At 47.5% G+C, this 13,589-nt stretch carries 9 protein-coding genes; all 9 read right to left on the reverse strand.

Annotated elements, in window-relative coordinates; genetic code table 11:
- Positions 1–9: 9 nt before the first annotated feature.
- Positions 10–873, reverse strand: a complete 864-nt coding sequence (gene ilvE, locus HY807_02395; protein ID MBI4825261.1) for a branched-chain-amino-acid transaminase — start codon at positions 871–873, stop codon at positions 10–12.
- Positions 874–883: 10 nt separating this feature from the next.
- Positions 884–1,879 (reverse strand): potassium channel protein, encoded by a 996-nt coding sequence (locus HY807_02400; GenBank protein MBI4825262.1) that lies wholly within the window; start codon positions 1,877–1,879, stop codon positions 884–886.
- A 39-nt stretch (positions 1,880–1,918) separates the two neighbouring features.
- On the reverse strand, positions 1,919–2,842 hold the full coding sequence (locus HY807_02405; GenBank protein ID MBI4825263.1) for a Fic family protein: 924 nt from the start codon (positions 2,840–2,842) through the stop codon (positions 1,919–1,921).
- A gap of 203 nt (positions 2,843–3,045) precedes the next feature.
- Positions 3,046–7,131 (reverse strand): DNA-directed RNA polymerase subunit beta', encoded by a 4,086-nt coding sequence (rpoC, locus tag HY807_02410; GenBank protein ID MBI4825264.1) that lies wholly within the window; start codon positions 7,129–7,131, stop codon positions 3,046–3,048.
- Positions 7,132–7,134: 3 nt separating this feature from the next.
- Positions 7,135–11,124 carry a DNA-directed RNA polymerase subunit beta gene (gene rpoB / locus HY807_02415; protein MBI4825265.1) on the reverse strand — a complete coding sequence of 1,330 codons (3,990 nt, stop codon included), beginning with the start codon at positions 11,122–11,124 and terminating at the stop codon, positions 7,135–7,137.
- Between the two features lie 86 nt (positions 11,125–11,210).
- The gene (gene rplL / locus HY807_02420; GenBank protein MBI4825266.1) at positions 11,211–11,588 is read right to left on the reverse strand and encodes a 50S ribosomal protein L7/L12; all 378 of its coding nucleotides are present in this window, start codon (positions 11,586–11,588) and stop codon (positions 11,211–11,213) included.
- A gap of 41 nt (positions 11,589–11,629) precedes the next feature.
- Positions 11,630–12,148, reverse strand: a complete 519-nt coding sequence (gene rplJ / locus HY807_02425) for a 50S ribosomal protein L10 (GenBank protein ID MBI4825267.1) — start codon at positions 12,146–12,148, stop codon at positions 11,630–11,632.
- A gap of 258 nt (positions 12,149–12,406) precedes the next feature.
- On the reverse strand, positions 12,407–13,096 hold the full coding sequence (locus HY807_02430) for a 50S ribosomal protein L1 (GenBank protein MBI4825268.1): 690 nt from the start codon (positions 13,094–13,096) through the stop codon (positions 12,407–12,409).
- A gap of 38 nt (positions 13,097–13,134) precedes the next feature.
- Positions 13,135–13,566 carry a 50S ribosomal protein L11 gene (gene rplK / locus HY807_02435; protein MBI4825269.1) on the reverse strand — a complete coding sequence of 144 codons (432 nt, stop codon included), beginning with the start codon at positions 13,564–13,566 and terminating at the stop codon, positions 13,135–13,137.
- Positions 13,567–13,589 lie beyond the last annotated feature (23 nt).

Here is a 13,589-nt window from a genome sequence, read left to right on the forward strand (position 1 = left end):
TGTCAAGCGTTATGCATGCTGCCTTATATATTCAGCAACCTTTCTTTTATACTCCTGATGAATGGCCTTTGTTACTTTGCCCGGGCCGCTGCTTATCTTTATCTTGTCCACCATTGAAACAGGCATTACCTCCATCGTTGTGTTTGATATAAAGACTTCACCGGCACAATAGATATGGGACGGCCTGAACTTTCCCTCGCGAACCTTTATACCAAGCTCTTCCGCAATTCCGATAATGGCCGTGCGCGTAATGCCGTTAAGGATGCCGACACTGATTTCAGGTGTGTAAAGTGTTCCGTTCTTTACAAAGAAGATGTTGCTTATCGTTCCCTCGGCAATATAGCCGCTGTAATTCAGCATCACCGCCTCATACGCGCCTCTCTCTTTCCCCTCTATCTTTGCGAGTATGTTGTTCAGAAAGTTAAGCGACTTGATCGCAGGGTCAATAGACTTGTTGAAGTTCCGCCGGGTATTCACTATCGCAATATTGACGCCGCTCTTATAATAAGCAGAGAGGTATCCCTGAAATGGATTCGCAATAATTACGAAGGTGGGTTTCGGACAGAGCTCCGGATCCAGCCCGATAGGCCCCCTGCCCCTTGATACTGTTATTCTTATATAGGCGTCAGACAGCCTGTTCGCCTTAACGGTCTTGTTTACAGCCCTGATTATCGCTTCAGGAGTTTTGGATATATCTAATCTGATAAGAGCTGCGGAATTAAAGAGCCTTCCGATATGTTCTTCGATCTTAAAGGCCACACCATTATACGCCCTGAGAGTTTCATAAATGCCGTCGCCGTAGAGAAACCCGTGGTCAAAGACAGAGACAACCGCCTTACTGTCGGGAACAAGCCTGTTATTCAGGTAGATCATATGTTCCTGTTTACGTTCCGATCAGCTGTTCAAGTTCCTTAAGCTGTTTCTTTTCACCCATGGCAATCAGCGTGTCACCTGTCTTTATAATGCTTGATGATGTGGGGTTGAACTCCATCTCTCCGGTCTCTCTCTTTATCGCCACAATGATGACCCTCAATGCCTTGCGCAGCCCGCATTCATCAAGCGTCCTGCCGGTAAAGTTTGATTCCTTCTTCACCTTTACCTCTTCTATCTGAAGCTCAAGGTTTCCGCTTCGTGTTGCAAACTCTAAAAAGTCTACAACTGACGGCTTGAGAAGCGTGTGCGCTATCCTGAGCCCGCCGATCTGATAAGGCGAGATGACGTTGTCAGCCCCTGCCCTGAGAAGTTTCTTGTCAGACCCTTCCTCGCCTGCCCTTGCAACTATCCTGAGTTTAGGGTTCAGGCCTCTGGCGGAAAGGACAACATACAGGTTGTCGGCATCTGACGGCAGCACCGATATCAGCCCCCTTGCCCTCTCAATACCAGCCTCCTTAAGGTCCGCATCCTGTGTCGCATCCCCTTTCAGCATGAGCACGCCGGGGCTTGCAAGCGCAGGGTTTTCGACTGAATTCTCAATCACTACAAATGGCGCCCCGTGCTGGAGCATCTCCTTGCAGATGATCTTTCCCATCCTCCCGTGTCCGCAGATAATATAGTGGTCTTTTATGCTCTGAATTTTCTTGTCCAATTTGCTCCTCCCGAAAACCTCTCTGATTTCTCCTTCAAAGATCAACCTGGCGCCGACGCCAAGCGCGTAGAGCATCGCTCCCACGCCAAACATTATAAGAATGATGGTAAAAGACCTGCCTGCCTGTGAAAGCGGGTGGATCTCCCCGTACCCTACAGTTGTCAGGGTTATGATCGTCATGTAAAGGGAATCGAACAGATTCCATCCCTCTACAAAAAAATAGCCTGCTGTGCCAAACGATATAACCCCGGCAATGACTAATATCGGGCTTATTATCCTTTCCCTTACATTCATGGTCATTAATTATAAAGAATTACAAATAGTTTTTTCGGTTTATTTTCTCTCAACAATAGCAAAACCAGGCATCACCGCGTTACAGACCAAATCTTCCAGCTGGCTATAATCATATTTCAATTGCGCCGCCCTTAAGCAAGCATAATATATGTTTTTTTCTTCTTGCATGATCACCGCAGGCGCGATACTTTTTTTCAAAAGCATAGCTGTTAAAATCAACCTCCCGATGCGGCCATTGCCATCGGAAAATGGATGTATCTGCTCAAATCTTGCGTGGATATTTGAAACATGCGCAATATTATCCTTTTGCCCTCTGCTTATGTCCTCGATAATACCCTGCATTAACGCCGGAACTTTGATATAGTTTGCCGTAGGCACATTAGAACCGACAATGCGCACGCCATGCCTGCGATAAAAACCGGCATCATCTTTGATCCCATTCATCAAAATACTATGCAATTTTAATATTAAATCTTCGTTGATTTTATTTTTGCCTTCAAGATACCCAAAAAGATATTGCAAAGCTGTTTGATGATTTTTAACCTCAAGCTGTTCGATCAGGCTTTTATCGGGTATTGATCTGTTATTGAAAATAATATCAGCCGTTTCATCTTCCGATAAGGTTGAACCCTCTATCTTGTTGGAATTATATGTAAGAGAAAGTAAAAACTGATCATAAATATCTGGGTTTTTTAAAATTATATTCAGGATATTCCGATTCTCATCGGATTTTTTTGCGATCAACTCTTTTTTTGCCGCCAAAACAGTTTCGGGTATTATTGTCTGCCCGGTATATGCTTTATATAACGCATCAATTGCATCTTCCTGTTTTTTTCTCGGTTTAGCTTTCTCATTCCACCAATTATTAAGCGCGACAAAAGAGACGCCGATTTTGGCGGCCATTTCAGTCTGCGTCAGTCCTGATATCTTCTGAATGATCTTAAGCTTCTCTTTGGTATTCATAAAGCCATATTATCAAACTTTATAAAGTTTGTCTATATTTATGGATTTTATAAAGTTTCACTATTTACAAAATCAATTTTTGATAGCAAGTCGCGGAGAATTGAATGGGAGTGAGAAATTATGCCCCAATAATTATATTGCAGAAAATAAAAGAGGGATGAGCCTGTTTGTATTGCACATGCAGGCTCATCCCTCTTGAAAATTTATTCTTGTTCTTCAGTGCTGATAAAAGTATCCCTGTATCTCGGCATGCCCGTGCCGGCAGGAATAAGCCTTCCCATGATCACATTCTCTTTAAGCCCTCTCAGTTCATCGGTCGCGCCGCCTATTGCCGCTTCTGTGAGCACCCTTGTGGTCTCCTGGAAAGAGGCTGCGGAGATAAAGCTGTATGTGCTCAAAGATGCCTTGGTGATACCAAGAAGTATAGGCTTCGCCTTTGCAGGCTGCCCCTTCTGCTTCAGGGCCTTCAGGTTCTCGGCCTCAAAGTCCGCCTTGTCAACCTGCTCGCCTTCGAGAAATCCTGTATCGCCTGAATCCTCGATCTTCACCTTCTTCATCATCTGCCTGGCAATGACTTCTATGTGCTTGTCGTTAATGGAGACGCCCTGAAGCCTGTAGACCTTCTGCACCTCTCCGACAAGATAACGCTGAAGCTCTTTGGGCCCGAGGATCTCCAATATGCTGTGCGGGTTCACAGAGCCGTCCATGAGCGGTTCGCCGGCCTTCACAAACTCGCCTTCGTTGACACTCAGGTGTTTACCCTTTGGTATGTTGTACTCCCTCGTATCCGTGCCGCCTCTTACGTTTACTACTCTCATACCCTTGTGAAAGCCCTTGAATTCCACGATACCGTCGATCTCGCTGACGACAGCATGCTCTTTCGGCTTCCTTGCCTCAAAGAGTTCTGCAACACGCGGAAGTCCTCCGGTGATGTCCTTTGTCTTTGAGGTCTCTCTCGGGATCTTGGCTATTATGTCGCCGGGATGAACGATATCACCCCTGTCAACAAGAAGATGAGAACCAAGTGAAAGCAGGTACCGCGCAATATTGTTCGTGCCCGGGATCTTTTGTGTGGCCCTTCCCTGTTCGTCCTTAATGGAAAGCCTCGGCCTTCTGTCAGGCGGGTACTCGATGACAACTTTATGCGAAAGCCCTGTAACTTCATCAACCTCTTCCTTGACCGTTACGCCTTCTATGATATCTCCAAGCGCTATCTTGCCGCCGACCTGCGTGACGATCGGTATTGAGTACGGATCCCATTCCACGAGCAGGTCTCCCGCGTTTATCTTCTCATTGTCCTTGACCTTTATCTTTGCTCCATAAACTACGGAATATTTCTCCTTCTCTCTTCCTTTTGAATCCACGATCGCGATGCTTCCATTGCGGGTAAGCGCGACAAGAGAACCTTCCCTGTCCTTGACCGTTGAGAGGTCAATGAACTGGACTGATCCGTTATTCTTGGCCTTAAGCACACTCTGCTCGACCATCCTTGTTGCGGTACCGCCGATATGGAAGGTTCTCATCGTAAGCTGTGTTCCGGGCTCACCTATGGACTGCGCGGCCACGATTCCAACTGCTGCGCCTATCTCTACAGGCTCGCCTTTCCCAAGATCCCTGCCGTAACACTGCCTGCAGACACCGTGTTTTGACTCACATGTAAGAACAGACCTGATCTTGACGTTGCTTATGCCCGCCCCGACTATATCCTGTGAAAGCTGGCTGTTTATCTCAACGCCTCTCTTTGCGATCACCTTCCCGGTTATCGGGTCCTTGACCTCTTCCGCTGATACTCTTCCGAATATCCTCTCTTCAAGCGGTTCAATGATCTCGCCGCTCTCTACGAGGCTTGCGACCTCGATCCCGTCACGGGTGCCGCAGTCATCTTCTGAAATTACAACATCCTGGGTGACATCAACCAGCCTTCTTGTCAGGTAACCTGAGTTAGCTGTCTTTAATGCCGTGTCTGCAAGTCCCTTTCTCGCGCCGTGTGTCGAGATGAAATATTGAAGCGGCGCCAGCCCTTCCCTGAAGTTAGCGGTTATCGGGGTCTCGATGATCTCACCCGAAGGCTTGGCCATAAGTCCTCTCATTCCTGCCAGCTGCCTTATCTGTGCGGCAGAGCCCCTTGCGCCGGAATCCGCCATCATGAAGATATTATTAAATGAACGGAGCTCTTTAAGTTCGTCGTCAGTAAGCTTTTCAACATGCTTTACGCCTTCAGCTCCCAGTTCCTTCATCATCGCCTCGGCGACCTTCTCTGTGACCTGCGCCCATATGTCCACAACCTTGTTATACCGCTCGCCGTTTGTGATAAGGCCGTCAGAATACTGGTTTTCCACATCAAGGACCTCATGTTCCGCCTTCTTTATGAACTCGGTCTTCTGGTGCGGGATATGCATGTCATCTATGCAGATCGAGGAGCCTGACCTGGTCGCGTATTTGAACCCTATCTTCTCGATATTATCAAGGAAAGCGACCGTCTCTTTTCTTCCAACCCTCTTGTAATAATAGCTGATGAGCTTTCCGACCTCTTTCTTGGTCATTACCTTGTTCACCATCTCATATGGTATCGCATCAATTACTATCTCATTAAGGATGATACGGCCGACTGTAGTGTCGACAAAAGAACCGTTCATCCTCACCTTGACAGCCGCATGCTCGCTCACTACTCCCGCGTCATAAGCAATCCTCACTTCTTCAGGGCCGTAGAAGACCTTGCCTTCCCCTTTTGCCCCTGTCTTCTTCTTTGTGAGGTAATAAATACCAAGTACCATGTCCTGAGAAGGTATCGTTATCGGCTCGCCGTTGGAAGGGTTGAGTATATTGTTAACAGACATCATAAGCACCCTTGCCTCTATCTGCGCCTCTATGGAAAGAGGAATATGTATAGCCATCTGGTCGCCGTCAAAGTCAGCGTTAAATGCCGTACATACGAGCGGGTGAAGTTTTATGGCCTTGCCCTCTACAAGCACAGGGTCAAATGCCTGAATACCGAGCCTGTGAAGCGTCGGCGCCCTGTTAAGAAGGACCGGATGCTCCCTGATGACCTCGTCAAGACAGTCCCAGATGGCCTCATCTCCCCTCTCAACCATCTTCTTTGCGGCCTTTATCGTAGTGACGTATCCCTTCTCTTCAAGCTTGCTGAATACAAAAGGGGTGAAGAGCTCAAGCGCCATGCTCTTTGGAACACCGCATTGATGAAGTTTAAGGTCAGGCCCGACAACGATAACCGAACGGCCTGAATAGTCAACCCTCTTTCCAAGAAGGTTCTGCCTGAAACGCCCCTGCTTGCCCTTGAGCATATCACTGAGTGATTTGAGAGGCCTCTTTGTTGCTGCCTTCAGAACCTTGCTTCTCCTGCCGTTATCAAACAGCGCGTCAACAGCCTCCTGGAGCATCCTCTTTTCATTACGTATGATAACGCTTGGAGCCTTAAGCTCCATAAGCCTCTTGAGCCTGTTGTTTCTGTTAATGACCCTTCTGTAAAGGTCGTTAAGGTCAGATGTTGCGAATCTGCCGCCTTCAAGCGGAACCAGCGGGCGAAGGTCCGGCGGAAGCACCGGGATGACATCCATTATCATCCAGTCAGGCTTGTTGCCTGATTTCCTGAACGCCTCTACAACCCTCAGCCTCTTGGTAAGTTTTCTCTTGACCCCCAAAGAGGAGGATGCCTGGATCTTTTTCCTTAATTCCTTGCTAAGGGCGTCAAGGTCTATGGTCCTGAGCAGTTCCCTTACAGCCTCTGCGCCTATACCAGCCTTGAAAGTGTCGCCTAATTCCTGTGTCTTTTTTCTAAACTCCTCATCTGTCAGAAGGTCTTTCTCCTTCAGCTTCGTATCGCCGGGGTCAACAACAACATAGCTCTCAAAATAGAGCACCCTCTCAAGCTGCCTCATTGTCATATCAAGAAGAGTGCCTATCCTTGAAGGGATACCCTTTAAAAACCATATATGGGCAACAGGTGTCGCGAGTTCTATGTGGCCGAGCCTTTCCCGTCTTGCCTTTGCCTGAATGACCTCAACTCCGCACTTATCACAGACAACTCCCCTGTGTTTCATCCTCTTGTACTTGCCGCATATGCACTCCCAGTCCTTGACAGGGCCGAATATCTTGGCGCAGAAAAGGCCGTCCCTTTCAGGTTTAAAGGTACGGTAGTTTATCGTCTCAGGCTTTGTCACCTCTCCATATGACCATGCCCTTATCTTTTCAGGAGAGGCAAGCTTTATCTTTATCACCTCAAACTCTGTCGGGTTCTTCGGCTTTTCAAAAATCGAATATATATCTTCCACGTATTAATTACCCCCCTTTCCCTTATCCGAGGCTGTATGTTTGAGCTTCTCAGAACCCTGATCTCCGCCGTTTGACAGCTTATCCTCCAGCAGTTCCACATCAAGGCCAAGGCTCTGAAGCTCCTTGATAAGAACATGGAATGATTCAGGAACTCCGGGCTCAAGATTCGCATCGCCTTTGACTATCGCCTCATAAACGCGAGACCTTCCTGCCACATCGTCACTCTTTACGGTAAGAAACTCCTGAAGTGTGGATGCAGCGCCGTATGCCTCAAGCGCCCAGACCTCCATCTCGCCGAGCCTCTGTCCGCCGAACTGTGCCTTGCCTCCGAGCGGCTGCTGCGTTACAAGTGAATAAGGCCCTATGGAACGCGCGTGCATCTTGTTCTCAACAAGGTGATGGAGCTTCATCATATACATGCAGCCTACCGTGACCGGGTTGCTGAAAGGCTCGCCGGTCTTTCCGTCATGCAGGATTATCTGTCCGCTTGCGGGCAGATTTGCCGATCTTAAAAGCTCCTTTATCTCTGTCTCTTTAATGCTTTCAAAAACAGGAGTAGCAACAAAGAGCCCCAGCTCCTTTGCCGCCCAGCCCAGGTGGATCTCCAGGATCTGGCCCACATTCATACGGGAAGGAACGCCGAGAGGATTAAGGACTATGTCAATTGGCGTCCCGTCAGGCATATAAGGCATATCCTCTTCAGGAACTATGATAGAGATAACTCCTTTATTGCCGTGCCTTCCGGCCATCTTGTCGCCGACCTGGATTTTCCTCTTCATGGCTATATATACCTTTACGGTTTTAAGCACCCCGGGAGGAAGCACATCGCCTTTCTTAAAGTTCTCCTTCTTCTCTTCGTAATAGCTTTCAAGCTTCTTTAGACCAGAGAGGATATCCTTTGCAATTGATACAACCTCTTCCATGATGTTCTCGTTTGCAATACCTATCTTTGAAAGGAGCCTGTCAGGAACCTCTTCAAGTATCTTTGCCGTAAGCTGTTTCCCTTTCGCACAAAGGATACTGCTTGTCTTTTGAGACTTTATCCCTTCAGTAAGCGTCTGATTCAGCAGAAGCTTTCTCATCCTGGCATAGTTGTTCTCTTTTAATACGGCCTCTTCATCTTCGTGGTCGCGTTCAAGGCGGGCTATCTCATCTTCTTCAATGCTCTTTGCCCTCTTGTCCTTCTGTGCGCTCTTTCTTGTGAATATCTTTACATCCAGCACAGTACCGTTGATCCCGGGCGGAACATAAAGGCAGTCCTCTCTGACCTCTTCAGCCTTTTCACCGAAGATAGCCCTGAGCAATTTTTCTTCAGGTGTAAGCTGTGTCTCGCTCTTTGGAGTGACCTTGCCGACAAGTATATCTCCGGGTTTGATCTTCGCCCCTATTCTGATTATCCCGCTCTCATCAAGGTTCCTGAGGGCCTCTTCTCCGATATTCGGTATATCCCTTGTTATCTCTTCAGGCCCCAGCTTTGTCTCCCTGGCCTCTATAGAGAACTCTTCGATATGTACTGATGTATAAACATCCTCTTTTACGAGGCGTTTGCTGATAATAATGGCATCCTCAAAGTTGTACCCTCCCCAAGGCATGAAAGCAAGCATGACATTCTTGCCGAGAGCCAGTTCGCCCATATCGGTAGCAGGCCCGTCAGCTATTACCTGGCCTTTTTTTACATGATCCCCCAGCTTCACGATAGGCTTCTGATTAACGCTCGTAGCCTGATTGGATCTGTAGAATTTTACGAGGGTATAAATATCCACCCCTCCGTCATCAGCCTTGATTATGATCCTTGAACAATCAACAGACGCTATCTCTCCCGGCCGTTTTGCAGTTATAACAACTCCCGAACCCTTGGCTGCGACCACTTCCATTCCGGTTCCAACCCTCGGGGCTTCCGTATGGAGCAGCGGGACAGCCTGCCTCTGCATGTTTGAGCCCATGAGCGCCCTGTTTGCGTCATCATTTTCAAGAAAAGGAATGAGCGCGGTTGCAACACTGACGATCTGTTTTGGAGAAACATCCATATACTGAATATCATTGGGGTTCAGCATCTTGAAGTCCCCGCCTGACCGGCCTGCGACAGTCTCGCCTATGAGATTGCCGTCCTTATCCAGAGGAGTCGTTGACTGCGCAATGATATGCTTTTCACCGTCTATGGCAGACAGGTACTCGATCTCTTTTGCCGCGGTGCCGTCTTTCACTTTTCTGTAAGGCGTTTCTATAAAACCAAAATCATTGACCCTTGCATAAGTGGCCAGCGATGTTATCAGTCCTATGTTTGGCCCTTCAGGAGTTTCAACAGGACATATACGGCCGTAATGCGTCGGGTGAACGTCCCTGACCTCAAAACCTGCCCTCTCCCGTGTAAGGCCTCCGGGCCCGAGGGCGCTGAGCCTTCTCTTATGCGTTATCTCTGACAAGGGATTCGTCTGATCCATGAACTGGCTCAGCTGGCTCGATCCGAAGAACTCCTTGATCACGGCGATAACCGTCTTTGCGTTTATAAGGTCATGCGGCATTGCAGTCTCAAGTTCCGCAAGTATCATCTTTTCCTTGATAGCCCTCTCCATCCTCACAAGGCCTATCCTGAACTGATTTTCCAGAAGCTCGCCGACAGCTCTTATCCTTCTGTTCCCCAGATGGTCGATATCATCGATCTCGCCCCGTCCGGCCCTCAGCTCCAACAGATATTTGAATATTTCGATAATATCTTCATTCGTCAGGATCCTCGTCTCAAGAGGAATGTTAAGACGCAGGCGCTTGTTAAGCTTCAGCCTTCCTACAGTTGAAAGATCGTATCTCTTGGGGTCAAAGAAGAGCCCGTTAAAGAGCGCTTCAGCATCGGCAATAGAAGGCGGATCACCGGGCCTCAGTTTTTTATATATCTGCGTGAGAGCCTCTTCCTTGGTCTTTACCTTGTCCATGATCAATGTGTTTCTCAGGGAAGGAAGATACCTGATGCCGTCAATGAACAACAGCTGAAGTTCAACTTCTTTAAAAGAAGATATCTTGTTAAATATATCCTCGCTTATCTCTTCATTGCTTTCCAGGATGACCTCTCCGGTCTCAGGGTCAATGATGTCCTTCAGCGTAACCCTGCCTATCAGGTCTTCTTTTAATAGAGGAATGCTCTCTATCCCCGCAGCCTGGATCTTCTTGTATATGGATTCGGAGATCTTGCCGTTCTCTTTTACGATGACCTCTTTTGTCTTTGGAGCAATTATCTCGATAGCTGCCCTTAACCCCACCAGCACATCGCTTACCTTACGGGTAGCTGCGCCTTTTTTGATAGTTACGATTTCAGTGGGATAATATTTTTTAAGGATATCTTCTTCTGAATGGTCAAGGGCCTTGAGTATTATCGTGGCAGGGAGTTTCTTCCTTCTGTCGATCCTTACATAAAGGATATCTTTTGAATCGAACTCAAAGTCAAACCATGACCCTCTTGCCGGAATTATCCGGGCAGAAAAAAGCGTTTTACCGCCTAAGCTCGTCTTTACCTTATCCGGGCTGAAAAAGACTCCGGGAGACCTGTGCAGCTGGCTTACAATGACCCTTTCGATGCCGTTAATAATAAAAGTGCCTGTATCCGTCATCAACGGGAGCTCCCCTAAATAGACTTCCTGCTCCCTTGATTCTTTTATTATCTTTTTGCCGGAATCATCTTTTTCCCAGAGATTCAGCCTGACCTTTATCTTTAAAGGGGTCGCGTAGTTCACGCCCCTCTCCAGGCATTCCCGTGCATCAAATTTAGGCTTGCCGACTATATATTCGACAAACTCCATGGATGCTGTTTCATTATAATCAAATATAGGGAACACGCTGCTGAAAGCCGCCTGTAAACCTATATCCTCTTTTTTGGAAGGCGGGATGTCCTGCTGTAAGAAACGGTAATAAGATCGCTTTTGTATCTCAAGAAGATCAGGAATGGCAAGCACCTCTTCTGACGACTTCCCAAGATTTTTTCTAACCCTCGAACTACTGGCCATATTTCTCCTTTGGTAAACAGAAGTTTATCCATCGGGCACAGTCCGGCATCTAAACCGTCTGTGCCCGAAACTCGTATATCAATTATTTACTTAACTTCTACAGATGCGCCCTGCTCCACAAGCTTTGCCTTGATAGCCTCTGCTTCGTCCTTTGTCACACCGGTCTTAACGGGATTCGGCGCGCCGTCAACAAGGTCTTTTGCCTCTTTAAGTCCGAGGCTGGTTATCTCCCTGACAACCTTGATCACCTGTATCTTCTTGTCACCTGCGGCAGTAAGAACTACATCAAAGCTTGTCTTCTCTTCCACAGCCGCTGCTGCCGGAGCTGCCCCTGCTGCTGCTACCGCGACAGGCGCTGCCGCGCTGACGCCGTATCTTGTCTCAAACTCCTTAATGAACTCTGATATCTCCAGAATCGTCATCTTGTCAATAAATCCAAATACATCTTCCTTTGTTGCAGACATGTTCCCTCCTGATTTTTTTTAATATAAATTATAAATTTAGTTTATGAATCACGCTTAGTCTTAAGCGCTTCCATTGCGTAAATGATCTGAGCGACTGACGCATTCAGCAGCCTTGCAAGCTTGCTGACAGGCGACTGCATGGCTCCGATAAGCATTGACAGCTGGACTTCTCTTGACGGAAGCTCTGAGATGGTCTTGATCTGCGCGGCATTGCAGACCCCGCCTTCGACCATTCCTCCCTTGATCTGGAGCTTTTCATTCGCCTTGCTGAATTCAAGCATCTGCTTGGCAAGCATAACAGGATCACCATAGCCGAACGCTACCCCTACAGGGCCTTTGAACATCTCTTTTGCGGCATTAACAGGCGTCTCAACTGCGGCTCTCTTGGCAAGCGTGTTCTTGACTACCCTGTATTCGAAGGAATGTTCCCTCAGCTTCTTCCTGAGATCGGATATTTCCTCAACAGTGAGTCCCCTATAATCGGTAAAGATAAGACCTGTTGCCTTGCTGAACTTTTCCTGGAGCTCTGTTATTACACGGACTTTCTCTTCTTTTTTCAGCTTCTTTCCCCCCTTTCCATATAATCAGAGACCCCGGTTTGAGAGTTGAAAATTAAGAGTTGAGAGTTTAACGTTATTTAAAATAACTAACCTTAAACCTTTCACTTTCAGTTTTTAACTTTTTTCCGATCTGCGCAGGTCGATACGGCCCGTTTCCGGTCTCGTGTCTCTCTTGTTTAAGCCGCCCGTAAAAAGGGGCAGCGCCTGCGGTCTCCGACCTTTATATTTATCAGCCTTATAATGGCTGATTCCTGCAATCTATGCCGGTACTGCCGTCTGGGTATCCACGGGCACACCCGCTCCCATTGTTGATGAAACAGATATCTTCTTTAAAAATTTCCCTTTGCTGGTAGAAGGCTTTGCCCTGACAATGGATTTAATTACCGACTGGGCGTTATCAAAAAGCTTTTCGCTCTCAAATGAGACCTTCCCTATCGGGACATGGATAATAGCTCCCTTTTCTGTCTTGTACTCTACCTTTCCGGCCTTTGCCTCTTTAACGGCATTTGCCACGTCAAAAGTTACAGTGCCTGTCTTCGGGTTGGGCATAAGGCCTCTGGGGCCCAGCAGCTTGCCGATCTTGCCGACAACACCCATGATGTCAGGAGTTGCAATTACCCGGTCAAACTCAAACCAGCCCTTGCTTATCTTATCGGCAAGGTCCTCGGCGCCCACCTCATCAGCTCCGGCATCCATGGCCTCTTTGCCCTTATCGCCTTTTGCAAAAACCACGACCCGCACTTCCTTCCCAAGCCCGTGCGGCAGAACAACACTGCCCCTTACAAGCTGGTCGGATTTCTTGGCGTCAATGCCGATATTAACGGCAAGGTCAACGGTTTCATCAAACTTCGTATGCGCAAGCCCCTTGACAAGGTCAATTGCCTCTTTCAGGTTATACTGATTTTCCCTGTTTATCTTTCCTTTTGCTTCATCATGTTTCTTGCTCATTGTTCCCCCAATAAAAAATCAAAATTGATATTGAATTTTTAACCTGTTATCTCTACGCCCATGCTCCTGGCAGTTCCTTTTATGGTCTGCATAGCCTTTTCAAGATCGAATGCATTTAAATCCGGCATCTTGGTCTTGGCTATCTCTTCCACCTGTGCCATGGATATCTTCCCGACTTTATCTTTGTTGGGAACACTGGAGCCTTTGATTATACCGGCTGCCTTCTTTATAAGCTGAGAGGCGGGCGGCGTCTTTAAGATAAAAGTAAATGACCTGTCCTTGTATATGGTAAGAAGAACCGGAACGATGGTATCTCCCATAGCCTTTGTCTGAGCATTAAAGGAGTTGCAGAAATCCATAATATTGATGCCGTGAGGCCCGAGCGCAGGCCCTATCGGCGGAGCCGGATTAGCCTTCCCTGCAGTTACCTGAAGTTTTACCATTGCTGTTACTTCTTTTTGTGGTGCCATTTATTCCTCCAACAAATCCGATT

The sequence above is a fragment of the Nitrospirota bacterium genome (assembly GCA_016207885.1).
In the GTDB taxonomy this organism is placed as follows: domain Bacteria; phylum Nitrospirota; class Thermodesulfovibrionia; order UBA6902; family UBA6902; genus JACQZG01.